This window comes from Sulfurospirillum arcachonense DSM 9755, from assembly GCF_000597725.1.
GTDB lineage: Bacteria > Campylobacterota > Campylobacteria > Campylobacterales > Sulfurospirillaceae > Sulfurospirillum_A > Sulfurospirillum_A arcachonense.
Genome location: NZ_JFBL01000021.1, coordinates 1 through 19,526 on the forward strand (window position 1 = coordinate 1; position 19,526 = coordinate 19,526).

The 19,526-nt window shown below is 28.6% G+C and carries 15 protein-coding genes; 10 read left to right on the forward strand and 5 right to left on the reverse strand.

The genetic code is table 11. The features are described 5' to 3' along the window. Positions 1 to 2,850: cadherin-like domain-containing protein (locus tag K354_RS14425; protein ID WP_037940844.1), on the forward strand; the 2,850-nt coding region annotated here is incomplete at its 5' end. Positions 2,851 to 2,899: 49 nt separating this feature from the next. Here K354_RS14425 and K354_RS0112860 read toward each other — a convergent pair. Genes K354_RS0112860 through K354_RS14840 form a run of 5 tightly spaced genes read right to left on the reverse strand, consistent with a single transcriptional unit; the run spans position 2,900 to position 9,288 of the window. Further along, positions 2,900 to 4,840 (reverse strand): bifunctional diguanylate cyclase/phosphodiesterase, encoded by a 1,941-nt coding sequence (locus tag K354_RS0112860; protein ID WP_024955897.1) that lies wholly within the window; start codon positions 4,838 to 4,840, stop codon positions 2,900 to 2,902. Next, positions 4,837 to 5,499 carry a transglutaminase-like cysteine peptidase gene (locus K354_RS0112865; protein WP_024955898.1) on the reverse strand — a complete coding sequence of 221 codons (663 nt, stop codon included), beginning with the start codon at positions 5,497 to 5,499 and terminating at the stop codon, positions 4,837 to 4,839. The genes K354_RS0112860 and K354_RS0112865 overlap by 4 nt, the downstream gene beginning before the upstream one ends. A gap of 14 nt (positions 5,500 to 5,513) precedes the next feature. Further along, positions 5,514 to 6,932, reverse strand: coding sequence for a TolC family outer membrane protein (locus K354_RS0112870; RefSeq protein ID WP_024955899.1), 1,419 nt, complete (start codon positions 6,930 to 6,932; stop codon positions 5,514 to 5,516). 47 nt (positions 6,933 to 6,979) lie between these two features. Beyond that, the gene (tgt, locus tag K354_RS0112875; protein ID WP_024955900.1) at positions 6,980 to 8,104 is read right to left on the reverse strand and encodes a tRNA guanosine(34) transglycosylase Tgt; all 1,125 of its coding nucleotides are present in this window, start codon (positions 8,102 to 8,104) and stop codon (positions 6,980 to 6,982) included. A gap of 2 nt (positions 8,105 to 8,106) precedes the next feature. Continuing rightward, positions 8,107 to 9,288: an OmpA family protein gene (locus tag K354_RS14840; RefSeq protein WP_024955901.1), complete on the reverse strand. Its 1,182-nt coding sequence runs from the start codon at positions 9,286 to 9,288 to the stop codon at positions 8,107 to 8,109. Between the two features lie 37 nt (positions 9,289 to 9,325). Between K354_RS14840 and K354_RS0112885 the strand changes: the two genes are divergently transcribed. The 9 genes from K354_RS0112885 to K354_RS0112925 all read left to right on the forward strand — a co-directional run bounded on the left by K354_RS0112885 (position 9,326) and on the right by K354_RS0112925 (position 19,526). Further along, entirely contained in the window at positions 9,326 to 10,729 is a 1,404-nt protein-coding gene (locus K354_RS0112885; RefSeq protein ID WP_024955902.1) for a COG3400 family protein, read from the forward strand. A 26-nt stretch (positions 10,730 to 10,755) separates the two neighbouring features. Continuing rightward, the gene (gene aroB, locus K354_RS0112890; protein WP_024955903.1) at positions 10,756 to 11,799 is read left to right on the forward strand and encodes a 3-dehydroquinate synthase; all 1,044 of its coding nucleotides are present in this window, start codon (positions 10,756 to 10,758) and stop codon (positions 11,797 to 11,799) included. Beyond that, positions 11,796 to 13,406 (forward strand): mechanosensitive ion channel family protein, encoded by a 1,611-nt coding sequence (locus K354_RS0112895; RefSeq protein WP_156928242.1) that lies wholly within the window; start codon positions 11,796 to 11,798, stop codon positions 13,404 to 13,406. Before aroB ends, K354_RS0112895 begins: the two co-directional genes overlap by 4 nt. Positions 13,407 to 13,491: 85 nt before the next feature. Continuing rightward, positions 13,492 to 14,745 carry a tRNA (N(6)-L-threonylcarbamoyladenosine(37)-C(2))-methylthiotransferase MtaB gene (gene mtaB / locus K354_RS0112900; protein WP_024955905.1) on the forward strand — a complete coding sequence of 418 codons (1,254 nt, stop codon included), beginning with the start codon at positions 13,492 to 13,494 and terminating at the stop codon, positions 14,743 to 14,745. Next, a complete protein-coding gene (locus K354_RS0112905) occupies positions 14,735 to 16,381 on the forward strand; it encodes an AAA family ATPase (RefSeq protein WP_024955906.1) in 1,647 nt (548 codons plus the stop codon). Before mtaB ends, K354_RS0112905 begins: the two co-directional genes overlap by 11 nt. Further along, positions 16,368 to 16,868, forward strand: coding sequence for a pimelyl-ACP methyl ester esterase BioV (gene bioV / locus K354_RS0112910; RefSeq protein ID WP_024955907.1), 501 nt, complete (start codon positions 16,368 to 16,370; stop codon positions 16,866 to 16,868). The genes K354_RS0112905 and bioV overlap by 14 nt, the downstream gene beginning before the upstream one ends. Before the next feature lie 71 nt (positions 16,869 to 16,939). After that, positions 16,940 to 17,554 (forward strand): TetR/AcrR family transcriptional regulator, encoded by a 615-nt coding sequence (locus tag K354_RS14845; RefSeq protein WP_024955908.1) that lies wholly within the window; start codon positions 16,940 to 16,942, stop codon positions 17,552 to 17,554. Further along, positions 17,551 to 18,786, forward strand: coding sequence for a TolC family protein (locus tag K354_RS0112920; protein ID WP_024955909.1), 1,236 nt, complete (start codon positions 17,551 to 17,553; stop codon positions 18,784 to 18,786). The genes K354_RS14845 and K354_RS0112920 overlap by 4 nt, the downstream gene beginning before the upstream one ends. Beyond that, entirely contained in the window at positions 18,783 to 19,526 is a 744-nt protein-coding gene (locus K354_RS0112925) for an efflux RND transporter periplasmic adaptor subunit (protein ID WP_051505453.1), read from the forward strand. Before K354_RS0112920 ends, K354_RS0112925 begins: the two co-directional genes overlap by 4 nt.

Here is a 19,526-nt window from a genome sequence, read left to right on the forward strand (position 1 = left end):
ACACCAGCTGAAAACTTTAATGGTGATGCAACAATTACACTTACTACAACAGATGATGATGGAGCAACAGCTCAAACAACTTCAACAGTAGTAGTATCAGATGTAAATGATGGACCAACAATTGACAACTTTAGTATTAGTACAAATGAAGATGTATCGTATACAATCACAACAGGACAGATTTTAGCAAAAGCATCTGATGTTGATGGTGATGATATTACAGTAGAGAGTGTAACGGCAACGAATGGTAGTTTAGTAGATAATGGTGATGGTACTTGGACTTTTACTCCAAATGCGAATAGTGATGCAGATGCTACTTTACATGTAACAGTAAGTGATGGTTATAATAGTGTATCAAAAGATGTACCTATTAGTGTACTTGCAGTTGCAGATGTGCCAGAATTAAATATAAGTGCAGAACCAGTTAGTCAAATTATAGATATTAGTAATTTTAATGAAGCAGATAGTGGATTTAAAGTAACTGCAAAAACAATAAATAATGATGGAACTACATTATCAGAAGATTCTGTTGATAATGTAGTTTTCCATGGTAACCCAGTAGGATTTGGTGTTGCAGGAAGTGCATCAGGAGATTATAATGAACTTGGCAATAATGGAACTGTATCAGAAGAATTGATATTTAGTTTAGACAATCCTGTATCATCGGTTGATGTTTCATTTGCATGGAAACACTCATATGGAAATGGGGAAACTGCAAAATATGAATTTTACAAAGATGGTGTAAAAGTAGGTGAAGGATTGCATAATGGAGGAAGTGATGGCATTGATCCAGTGGTTTCTTTACACCCTGAAAATGGAGTACTATTTGATACCATTGTATTTAGTGCACCATCATATGATGATGATTATTTAATCAATTCAATTCATTTTGATAGAATGCCAGATACAGATGGTGTTATTCCAACTGATGAAGATGGTAATGTGACTCTTAATATTTATGCTCAATTATCAGATACAGATGGTTCAGAGTCTATTACAGGATATACTATTTCTGGTTTATCTGATGATGTTACATTAAATCATGGTACGAAAAATAGTGATGGTACATGGACAGTAGAGCCAAGTGAGATATCTAGTCTTACTTTATCTAATGTTAATGAGGATGTTACCGTAACAGTAACTGTACATAATCAAGATGTTGATCAACAAACAGGCGAAGTTTCTGTAAGTAGTGCTAGTAAAGAAATTATAATTGAGAGTAATGTTTCAGGAAATGCACCAGATGCTATTGATGATACTAGTATAACGGTTAATGGTTTACATGGTGAATATTATGCTTATAATGATTATACTTCAGGACTTGGTTATGATGGTGTTGATGGAACGGGCGATAATTTGAATACTTTGACTATTGTAAAAGATTTTATTACTGGACGATCAGCTGATGCAACTTTTACTGCTACTTCTATTGATTATGGAACCATTACTAATGATTTAGGTAGTGATGGTACGTTGCAAACATTTTTAGGAGCAGATGCATCCTCATTGGATACAGACCCTAGAAATAGTACGGATGCAATTATTAAACTAAGTGGATCAATTGAATTAAATGCAGGTACTCATTATTTTAAAGTAACTTCTGATGATGGTTTTAGTCTGTTAATTGATAATGAAGTCGTAACAGAATTTGTTGGAAATCGATCTCAAAACTCAAATCAAAGTTCTGTAGAAATTGAGGATGGTGGAACACATAGTATTAGCATTATTTATTGGGATCAAGGTGGTTCTGCTAAACTTCATGTTGAAATGAGTTCTGATGGTGTTAACTACTCTACTTTAGCAGGAGATACAATATCTCACGCTAGCGGACTAGTGACAAATGAGGATACAGCTTTAGTTATTGAAGCAAAAGCATTACTTGGAAATGATATAGATTCTGATGGCGATACTATGAGTATTACTAGTGTTCAAGATGCAAAACATGGTAGTGTTGTACTTAATGCTGATGGCACTGTTACTTTTACACCAGAAGCTGATTATAATGGTGATGCAGAATTTACATATACTATTAGTAATGAACATAACGGTACAGATACTGCTAAAGTTTCATTATTTGTTAATCCAGATAGTTCTATAGCAATGATAGATAATGTTGTTACAAATGCTAATTATAATACTGATTTTACAATTCCAGAATGGGCAGTACTCCATAATGATACTTCAGCATATACTGTTGATTCAGTTTCAAATGAAGAGGGACTAACTTTAGAATCAAATTCAGGAGATATAGATATAACTGGATTATACAGTAATGGTGGTTCATTTGATTATACAACCAATGGTGAGACTACAAATGTTACTATTAATAGGGATACATCGGGTAGTTTAGATGGAACTGATGGAGATGATATATTAATTGATACAAAAAATTCAACTAAAACACTGCATGGGTATGATGGTAATGATATTCTTATTGGTGATGCCGGATCAGATAAGCTTTATGGAGATGCTGGAGATGATACTCTTGTCTATGACAGTGCAGATAAAATAATCGATGGTGGAGTAGGTCATGATGTTTTATTATTAGAAAGTGATGTAACATTAAATTTTGATGATATTTCCGATAAAGCGACAAATATAGAGCGCATTGATTTGAGTGAAGGAAATCAAAACATAATTCTTGATGTTCAAGATGTTTTGGATATAACTGATAATGATAATATCTTAGAAATTACAGGAGATTCAACTGATAGTGTTACTATTAAAGGTGGTTGGACTCCATCTGATGGAAATCCAAATGATGGATTCAATGAGTATACATATGGAACTGGTGATGATGCAGTAGTTATTAAAATAGAAGAGGATATTACTAATATTACTGTGAGTTAATTTTGTACATGTAGAGGGGAAAACAGATGAAGTTTTCCCCTCTACATGTTTATAAAGTAGGTTTTTGTATATACGCACCTTGCATTAAATGAATAGGAATCTCTTTAAGGTTATTACATTGTAATTCTTCTTCTACAGCTGTTCCTATTAATTTTATATCTAATGATTGAGTTAATAGTTTAAATGATTCGTATATATTACTTTTACCATCATCATGCATATCTATAAAGAAAGATTTGTCAGCTTTGATATAAGCTGGTTTTATATCTTGTAAGTATTCTAAGTTTTGTTTGGTAATGTTAAAATTATCTATACCAAAACTATAGTTATAGTTTTGTACAAGTTTAGAAAAGTTTATATAGTTTTCTAAGTTGTTGATGACGGAATAATTACTAGATTCAAAAGATACTTGTAAATTTTGTTCTGTTGATTGTTTAAAAATGTTTTCTAGCCAATATAGATTTTCATTGTTTTTAATAAAAGATGGAGCTATATTAATAGCAATACTTGTATTTCTTTGTGCTAGTTTTATCGCTATTGTTATGACTTCCTTATCTACATCATCTGTTAAATCAAGATTATTAAGCATAGGCATAAATATTCTTGCAGGATATATATTTCCTTTATCATCGCTCATTCTTAAGTATGCTTCTTGGTGAAAGATTTTTCCATCTATATCTTTTACTGCTTGGAGTGCTAGTTTTATTCCATTATTTTTAATTGCATTTGTTATGAGTTTATACCACTCTTCTTGTCCAAGTTCCATAAGTGATTCATCATTTTTTATTTCATGAAAGTGGACATAAGTTTCATTTTTCATCTTAGCTGATGATAAAGCGAAGTCAGCGCGAGATAAAATTTCTTTTTGGTTATCTTCTTCATTATAATACGTTGCTCCACCACTTATAAAAAAATCAGGTATTTTTCTAAGTTCATTTGGTGTTATATCTTCTGCTGATTGTAAAAAATGATTAATTATTTTTTTAGTATTTTCATAGTTTGTTTCAGGAAGTATCATTGAAAATTCTGAATCTTTTAGCCTTGTTACAACTCTTTCTTCAACACTGCTAGTAGTGTTATAAAAAATTTCTGCTAATTTATTTATGTAGTCGTTTAGTACTTTATATCCTACACTTTTTTTTGCTTCTATAAAATTATTTAAAACAAATATAACGATTGTACCACTTGATTTTGCATCGTTTTGATTCAGCAAAGATGAGAGTCTAAGGGAGAAAAATTTTCTATTTCCCATCCCTGTATCTTGGTCATTGTATAGTAAGTCATTATATTTTTGAACCATAAGTGCTTCGTGTTCAAAGATGTCTTTAACTTTTACTACCATTTTATTCATACCTTTAATAACATTTTTAAATTCAGTTGTAAAAGGAAGTTTTTCTTGGATAATAAAATCATTATTTGTTATTGCCATCGCCTGATTTTCAACACCTTTTAATGATTTAAGAACAAATTTTAATAGAAAATATAAACATAAAAATACAATACAAATTAGGATGCTAAAAGTTTCTAAAATTTCTGTAAAAATATTCCAAAGCTGCATATAAGCATGCCCACTATGAAGTTTTACACTTAAAGTACCATAAGGTATCCATCCTGCTGAAATTTGTGTTTTTGCAGTTGGTACGACGATATTTATATTGTTAATAAACCAATTTGGTATATTTTTTACTTTTAAAATGTTTTTATTTTGAATAAGAACTTTCCCGTCCATATCTTTAAGTATGATTGATTCATAATAACCTCTATCAAATATTGCATTTATCATAGTTTCCATCGTAGAAAGATCTTCACTATTTTGGGGAATATTCATACTGAGTGAAAGACCAAGTGATGTTGCTGTATCTTCAGCTGTTGTATAAAGTTGGTTTTGTATAAAATTATTTGCTGAATTAAAATTTAAATACATAACTGAGCCCATAATTAATATAATAAATAGTGAGAAAATAATTGCTATTTGTTTAAAAAGTGTCATATTTTATTCCTTTTGATATCTTGTAGTAGTTTAGTCCATTTTTTATTTTTAGCTACACCTGATGGAACTTCTTTACCTAAACCTTTTTGTTTTGCTAAGTAAAGGGAATCACCATTAAAGCTATAAACAGGTATTAAATCCGGTCTTTTAGTTGCTGGTAGTATTCTTTTGTTGTAGTTATCAAGCACAAGGGGAATACTTTTTTTTGTTTTAAAGTAAGTTAAAACCATGTGGGCTATCTTTTGCTTTGTTGCTTTTACATAGGAAAGATACATTTTGCTCGTAGGAACATTGAGTTGTTTGAGTGTAAAGTATTTAGCTGTAGCAAAATCTTCACAATCACCTTTATCTTTTCCTAAAAACTCCATTCTTGTAGCCCAATAGTCTTTAACTCCCCAGGTTTTAAAATCAGATTGATACCTTACTTGATTAAAAAAGTTATTTACTTTTAAAAGTTTTTCATCTTCAGGAGCATTTTTTAGGGAGTTCATAAGTTTTATAAGTGCTAAGACTCTATTTTTAGCAAATATACCATATTTTTTTTCTACTGCAGTTATAATTTTTTTATCTATAACAAAGTCATCATTTTTAGCAAAAAGATGAAAGCTTGTAAATATTGCAAGACTGAATGCAATTAAAATTTGGACAAGTTTTTTCATCTTTTTACTTTTTTTTATAGATTATATCCTATTTTTAATTCAGGAGTTTGTTCACATCCATAATTATTCAGTTGTTCTTTGTTTGTAGGATTATCACAAAGATTGTTTTTTAAAAGATTTTCATTAGTTATTATTTCATCTTTAATTGTGTTTGTATTGACTTTTTTTATAATATCTAATTTAAATTGGCCAAGAAGCTTATTCATTGAACTAAGTAGTTTGTACTTTGTTATGAGTAAATCGTACTGAGCTCTTGTATAAGTTTGTCTTGCTGTATTGTATTCTTTTTGTGCATCTAAAATAGCAAGTAAATCTCTTCTACCCAATGAGTATTCATCTTTGTATGATTCCAATGTTAATTTTGAAGCGTCAACATGTTGTTTTAAATATTTTAATTGAGTTTCGTAAGATTTATAAGAGGTATAACTTAATCTAGCTGCTTTAATAATGTCTCTTTTTGTCTTATTTAATGCTTCATTTTCTTCTTGCATTTCTTTTAATTTCTTGAGTTTTTCAGCTTCATCTGCACCACCTCTATAAAAGTTATATCTTAGAGTAACATATGCATCAGTACTCTCTTTAGTTCCTTCTATGCCATCTATATTGTCATTCCATTCTTGACTGATTGTTGCATCTAAAATAGGATAAAAATTACTTTTTGTTTGTTCATGTTCTGCTTTTTTTGCTGTTATATTTGAGTACATAACTTTTATTGCAGGATTATTATGTAAGGCTATTTGTGCGACTTCATCTACACTTTTAGGAAATGCATAATTTAACGTTGGCTTTTTATAGCTACTTTCATCAAAATGACGTCCAACATAAAAGTGATAGTTTGTTAAAGTGTCTTGATAATTATTTTGTTGCACAATATAGTTTGAATGAGCAAGAAAAAGACGGCTTTGTGTTTGTTGCACTTCAGATTGCCTTCCTATACCAGCATTAGTTTTTTCTTCAATTTTACTTAAAATATCTTGATGGTTTTTTACATTTTCTTCATAGAGTTTTGTTAGCTCATTTTCTTTTAATACTTCTAAATAAGATTTAATAGTTTCAAATGCTACAGTATTAGCTTGGTCAAGTACAGAATAAGCAGCTGAAGATATTCTTGCTTTATTTTGTTTTATTTCACTTGTTGTTTTAAAACCATTAAAAATATTTTGACTTAAGGTTATAGAGTTGTTGTAGTGTGTTAAACTAGTACTTTCTTGATCCTCTCTTTTTGTTCTCTCTCTTCCTGCACTACTTTGAAAATCTAAAGAAGGTAAATTACCCGCTTTTGCAATATTTAAATCTTGCAGTACGGATTCATAATATTTCAATTGACGATTCACATCAGGATTTGATTTTACAGCATTGTTGAGTAGTGTAGTTAAATCTTCTGCTTGTAGCCCAATCAACAAACAAAATGGTAATAGATATCTTACTTTCAATGTTACTCCTCGATTTTATTTTATATTAAAACTTATTATTTTACTCTTTACTTGCTTCTTTTTTTATAAAATTCTTTTTTAAATTCTTGAAACTTGTTTTGGAGTATAGACTCTCTAATTTGTTTCATAAGATTTAGGTAGTAGTGTAAGTTATGAAGTGAAGCCAATCTAAAATAGGTTAATTCTTTTGATCTAAAAAGATGAGAGATATAACCTCTGCTATAATTCTTACATGTATGGCAATTACACTCTGGGTCAATTGGGTTCTCATCGAGTTGAAATTTAGCTGCTTTTATATTAAGTTTTCCAAAAGATGTAAATAGAGTCCCATTTCTTGCATTTCTTGTAGGCATAACACAATCAAACATATCAACACCACGTTCAACATTTTCAACCAAATCTTCAGGTGTTCCTACTCCCATAAGATAACGAGGTTTGTTTTTTGGCATAAAAGGTGTTGTGTACTCAACTGTATCATACATATCTTCATTTGTTTCACCAACACTAAGTCCACCAATTGCATATCCATCATAATCTTCTAAAGCACAAAGCTCCGTTGCAGATTTTTTTCTAAATGCTTTATCTGTTCCACCTTGAATAATAGCAAAAATATTTTGGTCAACACCAATGCCTTTGCTTTTTTGGCTCATATGGTATTCTATAGCTGTTTTTGCCCAATCTGTTGTTCTTTGAATTGATAAAGCAATTCTTTCTTGTGTCGCTGGAAGGGCAACTAAGTCATCTAGTATCATCATGATGTCAGAATTAAAGTTGTATTGAATATCTAGTACTTTAGTCGGCGTAAAATAATGAGAAGAACCATCTATATGGCTTTTAAATGTTATGCCATTTTCATCTGCTTTTGAAATATCACTTAAAGAAAAAGCTTGAAAACCACCACTGTCCGTTAAAAAACTATTTGGAAACTTTGTAAAACCATGTAGTCCTCCAAAATGTTTAATAACTTTGTCATTTGGTCTTAAATATAAATGATAGGTATTTCCTAATATTATTTTTGCACCTAACTCTTCAACCATATCTTTAGCATCTAAACTTTTTACGCTTCCAACAGTACCAACAGGCATAAAAACAGGTGTTTGTATTGTGCTATGAGCAGTTTGTATTGTACAAGCTCTGGCATTACCATCTGTATTATCAATTTTAAAATCCATATTTAATTATCCTTATATAATTTAAATTCTACACGTCTATTTAAAAGACGCCCTTTTTTTGTTTTATTACTTACTATTGGTTTTAATTCACCATGAGCAAAGATTTTTATTTTATTTTTATTTATTCCTAGTTTTATCAACTCTTTTTTAGTATTTATAACTCTTTCTAACGATAGTTTATAATTTACTTTTTTATTACCATTAGAATCTGAATATCCATGTAATTCTAAAATATAGTGATCTAAATTACGTAATTTTTTTGCATGATTACGTACTATAATTATAGAGTAAGATGACACTGTAGTAGAGTATCTTGAAAAATGAATTCTTTTTAATTTTATCTTTGAAATTTTTGTTTTATTGAATACAGTTTTAATATTGTTTGTCAATGTTCCAAGTATATATGAAACTTTACATTTATTAAGTAAAATATTATATTTTATATTAATAATGTCAGATTTAAGAAGAGTATTTTTTTGCTTACTATTTTGTAATGATTTTTCAAGTTCTTCTTTTTTACTTTTTATATCATTTAGCATAAAATTGTGTTGAGTATAATGTTGATTTAAAAGATGCAGTAGCTTACTTTTTTTATCAGTATTTATTGCTAAAAATATTGCTTTTTGTTTATATTTTTGTAGCAATAAAAATTTTGAATAGGCGTGATTTGAAGAGAGAGGAAAATCAAATTTTTTTATATTTTCTTGTAAATTTATTTTTTTATAATAATTTTTTGTGAAATTTTCAAATTTATTTAATGATTTTGTTAAAGAATTTTTTTGTTTTTCTAGTCTTTTTTTTACAATTTTTAACAAGTTGTCATTTTCTCTGTTCTTTAAATACTTAGCATAATCTTGTTTATATATATTGAGAATTTCGTTATCTTTTTCAATTCTTAAATAAAGTGTAATAATTTTTAAAGTGAGGTCATTTTTCTTTTTAAATATCAAAGTTTTTAGTTGTTCTTTTTGATTAAAACCATTAGATAAAGCACTTTCTAAAGGATTTTTCTTGTTAAGTGAATTAAGATTTTGTAAATCTTTTTTATAATGAATTAAATCTTTATTTTTTAAAAAAACATCTTCCATGATGTTGTTAAAAGCAAACAAATTAGTAGATAAAAGCAATACAAATATAAAGTTTTTATAGAATATTTTGCATCTAAAAAGAACATGTAAAATCATTTTGCTATAATATCCTTTAATATTTTATGGAGAACGAATGAAAAAAATTCTTATAATTGCTGATGGTATTTTAGCAAAACATTTTTTAGAAAGAGTTATGACTAATACAAGTAGTGATAATTTGTATGATGTTGTAACTTACAGAGATAAGACTGTTCCCTCTAAAAAGTCTGAAAACTTTATTTTTTATAATTTTGATCCAACAAGTTTTGAAAAACTTTCCGTTCTTTTAAATAGAAATTATTACCAAATTATGGTTGTAGTCTCTAAAAAGATTGATGCTATTGGAACTTATCAAAATATACGAACACTTAATAAAGATGTCCAGATAATTCTGTTAGATAGATGGGAATTAGAGATAGAAGATAATAGATTGGAAAATATTGGTTCTCGTGATGTATTAAGCTCAAGATTTGTTGATTTTTTGCCAGATATGCCTGTTATCGCTCAAAATGTAGGTTTAGGGGCAGGAGAAATTATGGAGATAAGAGTTCCTATAGGAAGTTCTTATGTATATAGACATTTAGCAAGTATTGCACAAAAAAAGTGGAAAATTTCTGCAATTTATAGAGCAAATCGATTGATTTTACCTCGTCCTACTTTAATGATACAACCTAATGATGTTTTATTAGCTATTGGTGATCCGACAGTTTTAGAAAGTGTATATAGAAGTATAAAACAAGATTTAGGACAGTTTCCTTCGCCTTTTGGTAATAGTATATATTGTTTAGTTGATATGTTAAAGATGAATAATAGAGAAATTGATAAATTGGTTAATGATGCATTGCTTTTACATGCAAAAATAAGTAGCATGAAATTATATATTAAAGTTATTAATCCAACATATTCAAACTCTTTTGAAAAGATAAAAAGTTATAATAATAAACATATTCGTATAGAAGTTGATTATTATAATAAAAAAGCAAGTCCTGTTTTAAAAGAAGATTTAGAGAAAAAAGATATAGGGCTTATTGTTGTATCAAGTCAGTTTTTTATTGATAATATTGTACATTTATATAATGCAAGATTACCTATTTTTAAAGTTGGCTCATGGGGATTTGCAAGTCTTAAAGAGGGTGTGGTTTTAAGTAGTAATAGTGAAGATATTGAAAAAGAATCAGCAGTGATTTTTGATGTCTCTTCCCAACTTGATTTGGATATAAAGTTATATAATTTTAACCCAGATAATTTAAATGAAAAAAATGCATTAGCAGAACATTTTGACAATCTTGCAAAACTTTTTGGAAAGTCAGTAGAAGTAATTACGGCTAAAAGAAATCCGCTATTGAAATTACGAAATAGAGATGATATTCTTCAATTTGTTCCATTTAATAAAAAAATTATAGAATCCAACATGTTTTCTATTTTTTCTACAGACATGGAAAGATTGTATTTTAAGCTTTCTAATTCTTATCAGCTTTTTATTCCTATGTCGGTATAATAAAAAACTTTATAAATGGATCATAAATGAAAGTCAATATAAAATTAGATAATAAATCTACAAATTCTTATTTAGTATATATAAATGAATTAGAAAAAATAGAGCTCGATACCAAAGTTGCTATTGTTACAAACCCTACAGTAAGTGCTTTACATGTAGATACTTTGCTTAGTAAGATAAAAGCAAGAGAGTGCCATGTTATAACAGTACCAGATGGTGAGAAGTATAAAAACTTTGAAACAGTAAATTTTATTTTAGAAGAGTGTTTTACTAAACGGTTAGATAGAAAATCTATTCTTATAGCACTAGGTGGTGGTGTTATTGGGGATATGACAGGATTTGTTGCTTCTATATATCAAAGAGGTATAGATTTTATTCAAGTTCCAACAACTCTTTTAGCACAAGTTGATGCAAGTGTTGGTGGAAAAACTGGTATAAATAACAAGTTTGGAAAAAATTTAGTGGGTGCTTTTTGGCAACCTCGAGCAGTCTATTGTGAGACAAATTTTTTGAAAACTTTACCAAAAAGAGAATTTAGTGCAGGAGTTGCAGAAATCATAAAGATGGCTATCACTTTTGATAAAGATTTTTTTCAGTGGCTAGAAACTAACTCTTTACATGTAGAAGAAAATTTACAATTAGCCATTAATAAATGTATTGATATCAAAGCAGATGTAGTAGCACGTGATGAAAGAGAAGAGGGTATACGAGCAGTATTAAACTATGGTCATACTTTTGCTCATGTTATAGAAAATGAGACTAAATACAGTAAGTATCTTCATGGGGAAGCAGTGGCTATTGGTATAGTTATGGCAAACGTACTTGCTTCTAAGTTAGATTTATTGAGTGAAGAAGAGAGTCAAAGAATAACAAGTTTACTTAAGAAGTATGATTTACCAGTAACATATCCTATAGATTCTGTAGAAAAGTTTTATGATACGTTCTTTTTAGATAAAAAAAGTTTTAACAAGAAGATAAAGTTTATTTTGCCACATAAAATTGGTAATTTTTGTATAAAAGATGATATTAAAAAAGATATTTTACTAAGTGTATTAGGAGAATTTAAGTGATAAAAAAACTTTTTATTATTTTTATATTTATTGCTAGTGTTTTATATGCAGACCATAATCAAACACAAGTAAAATTAACTCAAGATGAAATAATAAAAATAGAACTTATAAAAGAGAAAATAGAAGCGATTGATCTTGCTTTAAAAAATAATATTTGGCTTATAGGTTATCAAAATTATATAACATATTTAGGATTAATAGAAGAGTTAAATATTGTTGATAAAGAAGTGAAAAGACTTTCACGTAAGAGAGATAAAAATTCTAAATTAAAATATAAAGAATTTTTAAAAGAACAAGATAGATTAGAAAAGCAAATAGAGTTGCTAAGAGAGTATAAAAATTCTCCTTTTGTAAAAATTGTAAAACCAGATGAATTAGATAAAAAACCAGAAGTTGTCAACCCTTTTTCTATAATATCTGCTTTTTCTTATATTAAACAAATTGAAACAGAGAGAGAAAATTATAAAAATAGAATTGACTCTTTAGATAATTTAATAATGAATTTAAAAGATAAAAGTGATTTGTTAAAACAAATTGATATTCTTCATAAAGATGAAGAGATAGAAAAGAGATTATTTGTAGTAAATCAAGATATTTTAGAATTTAATAGAGCTCATGATTTAGCTGAGACTACTTTTGCTGTGTATTCAAAGAAGGTTGATAGAGTACGGTTAGAAGTGACAGAAGATATAACGGCTCAAATGAAAAGAGCATTTGATATTGCTCTATTTATTATTGTAGTTATTGTTATATCTTTAATTTTTAAGCTTATAATTAAAAAGTATATAACAGATAATGAGCGTTTTTATATGGCAAATAAGGCAATAAACCTTATAAACTTTACTTTAATTGTTTTGATTTTACTTTTTGCTTACATCGAAAATGTTTCTTATTTTGTTACTGTTTTAGGTTTTGCCTCAGCTGGTATAGCAATTGCTATGAAAGACTGGTTTATGAGTATTCTTGGCTGGATGGTTATAGTTTTTGGGGGCAGTTTTCATGTAGGGGATAGAGTAAAAGTACAAAAAGATGGACTCCCTTATGTTGGAGATATTATCGATATTTCACTTTTAAGAATGACTATTTTAGAAGATATAACACTTACAAGTTATTTACAAAATAGACGTTCTGGTAGAGTTGTTTTTATCCCTAATAATTACGTCTTTACAACACTTATATCCAACTATACACATGGAACATTAAAAACTGTTTGGGATGGCATAGATTTAACTATTACTTTTGATTCAAACCATAAAAAAGCGATGTATATTATAAAAGAGATAACTAAAAAATACTCAAAAGGGTATACAGATATTGCTAGACGTAGTTTAAATCAGTTACGAAGCCAATATAGCCTCAAAAATACAAATGTTGAACCTAGAATATACTCATTTTTAGAGCCACATGGTTTGACTATAAGTACTTGGTATATGACTAACTCTTATGCTGCACTTACTTTAAGAAGTACTATAAGTTATGAAATTGTTGAAGCAATAAACAAAGAAAAAGATATACAAATTGCTTATCCTACTCAAACAATTGATGTAAGACGCACAGGTAAAAACTTACCATCAGATATAGATATAAATAAGGACGTATTGTATTAATGATGTACTCATCTCTGAATAAAATTGAAGTTTCAGTGCTAGGAATTTTTGCTGGGCTTTGCTCCGTGAAAAGGAGATTGTTAAAATGAAAAAAGTTTTTTTTAAGACATTTGGATGTAGAACAAATATTTATGATACACAAATAATGATGCAAAATTTAAAAGATTTTGAAATAGTAAAAGATGAAAAAAAAGCAGATATTATCGTAGTAAATTCTTGTACAGTGACAAATGGAGCCGATACAGGGGTAAGAAGTTATATAAATAGTGCTAATAGAAGAGGGGTAAAAGTAGTTTTAGCTGGATGCGGGGCATTTAGTAAGGGTGAAGATCTTTTTAAAGAAGAAAAAGTTTTTGGAGTGATGGGTCACTCTGAAAAAGAAAATATCAATACACTTTTAAATGAAAAAACAAGATTTGTAGAGATGGGGGATTTAAACTCTGTTGATTCTACAATAGTTAGTGAATACATAGGAAAAAGTAAAGCTTTTTTGAAAATTCAAGAAGGGTGTAATTTTAGATGTTCTTATTGTATTATTCCTTATGTTAGAGGAAATGCAAGAAGTCAAGATGAAGAACTTATACTTGAACAAGTACGGAAACTTGCTTTTAATGGATATGGTGAATTTGTGTTAACAGGAACAAACATAGGAAGTTATGGACAGGATAAAAAAAGTTCTTTAGGAAGTCTTGTTAAAAAAATTGCAACAATTAGAGGTGTTAGAAGAATTAGATTAGGAAGTATTGAGCCCATTCAAGTTGATGAAAGTTTTAGAGAAATTTTAACAGAACCATGGTTGGAGCGTCATCTTCATTTAGCATTGCAACATACAAGTGAAGAGATGTTAAAAATCATGAGAAGAAGAAATAATGTAAAAAAAGATATGGAACTTTTTGAAGAGTTACATAGTCTAAGGTATGCATTAGGAACAGATTTTATCACAGGACATCCAGGTGAGAGTGATAAAGTATGGGATGAAGCTTATGAGACATTAAAGCAGTTTCCTTTAACACATATACACTCATTTACGTATTCTAAAAGAGATGGAACGCCAAGTGCTATTATGAAACCAGAGATTAGAGGTGATGTAGCAAAAGAGAGATTAAAACAAGTAGAAAGACTTATAAGTGAAAAAAACTATGAGTTTCGATTAAAACATAAAGAGCCTTTAGAAATTTTAATAGAAGAGAAAAAAGGTGAACTATATAGTGGTTTTGATCAGTTTTATAATAGAATTTATATAGAGTCAAATAGAGATATATTAAAAGAGTGGGTTAGCGTAGAAAAGTATGAAGTTAAAAAGGACGCAAATTATGCTAAAGTCAATTATGAAATCTAAAAAAATCATGGTATCGCTTATGGCAATATCTGTTTTGGTAATTCTTGTTTTAGTTGTTTTTTTAAGAAATAATAATGAAAGTATAGATTTAAATACCTATGAAAATCTTTTAAACAATAATGTTATAAAAAAAGCAAAGATACAAAACAATGAAGTCATATTATATACTAACGATCATGCCTATATTATTTTAAAAGATGGAGTTGATTTAAAAGCATTATTAAAAAAAGTACCTATTGAAGTCGTATATGAAAATCCATTTATAAAAGATTTAGTAGTTATTGGTCTGTTCTTTTTTATGATACTAGGATTAATTTTGTATGGTAGAAAAAGAAGAGAAGTAGATATAAAGAAAGAGCAAGAAAAATACAATGCTTATGCTCATGAGGGTTTTACTAAAACAGTAGTTAAAGCAAGTACTTCAAAGTATAAATTTACTGATATTGCTGGTATTAGTGAAGTTAAAGAAGAACTTCAAGAAGTAGTAGATTTTTTAAAAAATTCTGATAAATATAAAAAATTTGGGATTACCCTTCCACGAGGAGTTTTACTCATAGGTCCTCCTGGTGTTGGAAAAACTATGATTGCAAAAGCAGTTGCTGGAGAAGCAGAAGTTCCATTTTTTTATCAAAGTGGTGCAAGTTTTGTACAGATATATGTAGGGATGGGAGCTAAAAGAGTAAGGGAACTTTTTTCTTACGCGAAAGCACATGCTCCATCTATTATATTTATTGATGAGATAGATGCGGTCGGTAAAGCACGTGGCGGCATGAGAAATGATGAAAGAGAATCAACACTCAATGAACTTTTAACACAAATGGATGGTTTTGAAGATAGTAGTGGAGTTATTGTTATTGGAGCTACAAACAAAATAGACGTTATAGATGAAGCATTGCTTCGTTCTGGACGTTTTGATAGGCGTGTTTTTATCCCTATGCCTGATTTTTCTGATAGATTAAAGATTTTAAATATTTATTTAGAAGGAAAAACTTTTGTAGGTGATGTTGCAAAAATAGCAAAAATGAGTGTAGGTTTTAGTGGAGCGGCACTTGCTACACTTGTCAATGAAGCTGCAATTAATGCACTAAGAGCAAAACGAGAAAGCATAGGGGAAGAAGATTTTTTAGCAGTGCGACAAAAAGTTCTTTTAGGCAAAAGAAAAGTGCTTAATTTTTCAGAAGAAGAAAAGAAAATACAATCAATATATCAAGCGGCAAAAGCACTTTGTGCATATTGGTTTGAGATTGATTTTGAAAAAATAACTATTATTAATGATAGGTTAAAAGATTTGGACTTAGAAATTGAATCAAAAACAGAAATGTTTTCAAAGATAAAGGTATATTTAGCAGGTATTGCTATAACAAAAATAAAGTTCAATGAGACTTATTCTAACTCTACAGATGATTTACAACGAGCTCGTGAGATTGCTAAAAATATGAGTGAGCTTTATGGTATGGGAAGAGGACTTGTTGCTTCAACTGATGATGTTCCTTCTATTTTAAATGAAGCAAGAGAAGAAGTAGAAAAATTTCTTTTAGGCATGAGTGCTCCACTTGATATTATCTCAAAAAAACTCTTTGAAGAAGAGAGTGTAAGTAAAGTAGAAATTAAAAAGATAGTTGATGAAATATTTTAGTGGCTTTTGTTTTAAAAACGAGAGTGAGCTTTTTGATACGTTTACATGTAAAAGTGATTTTTGTGTAGTTGGTTTTAGTTATGGTGCACAAAAGGCTTTTGAACATACTCTTACATGTAAAGAACGAATCGATAAATTACAATTGATTTCTCCCGCTTTTTTTCAAGATACAAATGATAAATTTAAAAAACTTCAAATGCTCTCTTTTAGGAAAAACTCTGAATTATATTCTCAAGAGTTTTTATCAAATATAACACAATTAGATATGAAAAAATATTTTCAAAAAGGATATTTAGAAGAGTTAAAAGAACTTTTACATTATGAGTGGAAACAAGAAGATTTACAAAAGATAGTACAAAAGGGTATACAAATAGAAGTGTATTTAGGACAAAAAGATAAAATAATTAATGCTTTACATGTAAAAGATTTTTTTAGTGAGTATGCTACTGTTTATTATATAAAAAATGTTGGGCATATATTAAGATAAGATATTGACAATTATAAAAAAATAGTATATAATTTATTTTATGACTGAATGTCAGTCATAAAAGGATAAAGATGCCAAAAATTATTGATAAAGATGAAAAAAAAAGATCAATAGCAATTGCAGCTATTAATCTTATAGCCGAAAATGGTTTACAAAAAACTTCTATGGAATCTATTGCTAAAGCTGCTAAAGTTGGTAAAGGTACAGTTTATCTTTATTTTAGTACTAAAGAAGAAATTGTATTAGAAATTTGGGATTATGTATACAAATTGATAGATAACGGTAAAGAAAAACAATATAAAAACACTAAGAGTCCTTCTGAGAAAATTGCAATATTTTTTGATTTTTCTCTCATTGTCGAAGAGGAATTAATAACAAAACTATTAAAGATTTTTGCTAATAATATGGCTGTTATATTGACTTCTTCTCATGAAGGACTGCGTAGTAATTATGAATTATCAGAAGAAAATGATTTGTCAAAATTGAAAGATATTTTACAAGAAGGTATAGCTTTAGGAGAATTTAAAAATTTTAATGTAGACACTGTAGGACATATATATTTAAATATGTTTAAAGGATTTCTAATTAATGCTATATGTAAAAATATTTCTCTTGAAGATATGAAAAAAGACTTTGATAAACAAAAACACTTTTTACTTGAACTCATACAAAAGGATATAAAATGAGATTGGTATACATTAGTATAGTTTTACCACTGCTTTTAAGTGGAAATTCTTTATTAGAACTTGTGGATTTAAGCCAAAATAACGAAGTAGCAAAATCTGCTATTTTAAATGAAAAAAGTATAGAAAATGTATTAGAGTCTACAAAAAGTGCTTATTTACCATCACTTTCTGTTGGGAGTGCGTATCAAAATATTTCAAATGAGAGAAGAGTATCACTTGATCCTAAAGATCTATTGTCTAGTTATGCTAATATCTCTTATAGTATATATGATGGTGGCAAAAAGTCATCTTTATTACAACAACTTAAAAAAGAATTGCAAGCAAGTAAATTTTCTAGAAAAAATATTAATAACACCTTAGCATTAAATACAGTGAGTGTGTATTTTAATCTTAAAAGTATTTCTTCTGATATATTGGCAAAAACCCAGGAAATAGAACAGTTAAAAGCAGATGTAAAAAGGTTGGAAAAGTTTAAATATGCTGGAGCTGCTTCACAAGATGAAGTTGAAAAAATAAAATCAGATTTAGCTTTTGCTCAAACACAAAAATCTGAACTTTTATTGTCTAAAACAAATTTAATATTTAACTTGAGAGAATTAACAGGAATTGATAAGATAAAAGTAGAAGAAGCTTTTGTAAAAGAGCCAGATAAGTTTTCTCAAAAAATGACAGATATTATCTTAGCTCAAAAAAACAAAACAGAAGCATTAAAATTTAAAGCAGAGATTGAAAAGTCATCACTTAGACCACAAGTTTCTTTGGACAATACTTATACCTACTATGACACAAAATTTAAAACAGATTTGAGTACTTCTAAAGATTCTTATAAACAAAATAAATTGATTTTATCTGTTAAGTGGAAAATCTTTGATTTTGGCTCATCTAATCAAAAATATGAAGCAAGTAAACTTTCATATGAGAGTGCAAAATCTGATTTAGCGTATGAAAAAAGAAAAGCAGACTTGAGATATTCATATAGTATAGAAGCATTAGATCTTGCAAAAAATAGGATAAACTCTGCAAAATTAAGAGTGAAATCTGCAGATTTAACATTTATCGCTATTGCTAAAAAGTTTAAGGCAGGCTTAGTTGATAATATTGCGTATTTAGATGCTTTGAGTGATAAGTATAATGCTAAGGCATATTTACAAAGAGTTAAAAATGATTATGAAATTAAAAAAGCAGAGTTTTATTACTATGCTGGATATTCTGTTAAGGAAATGATTCAATGATAAAAAAATTAATAATAAGTTCAGTATTGTTACCATTAAGTTTATTAGCTGTGGATGTATATGCTACATTTGATGTTGAAGGTTTAAAAGAGTCAAAACTCACTTTACCTGTTACTGGTTTTGTAAAAAAGTTACATGTAAAGATTGGTGATAATGTAAACAAAGGTCAAGTTCTTTTAGAATTAAATAATGAGATAGAAAAGATAGATATGGAGCTCTCAAAAAGTGATATAAAACTTTCTCAAATATCTAAAGATCAGGCAAGTAGTATTTTTACAAGATATAAAAAAATTAAAGATGTTATTGATGAAGAACAGTATGAAAATGTAGAGTTTGCTTATCAAAAAGCAGTTCAGACTTTGATTAAATCACAAAATGCATATATTCTCAAAAAAACTAGAGTAGAAGATAGAATATTAAAAGCACCCTATAATGGAGTAGTGACAGATTTACATGTAGAATTGGGAGACGGTGTCAGTGGCCCTGTAACACCACTTATATCAATAACGAGTTATCCTGAAGTCAAACTTGTACTTTCTTTTGATGAAAAGCATTGGAATAGTGTAAAAGCAGGTCAGACTTTTAAGTATAGAGTAGACGGACTTGATAAAGAGTTAATAGGAAAAATTACAAAAGTGTATCCAAGCGTGGATCCAAATTCTAGAAAACTAAAAGCCGAAGTTCTCACTAAAGATATATTGCCAGGTTTATTTGGTGATGGCAATATTGTAGTGGAGTAA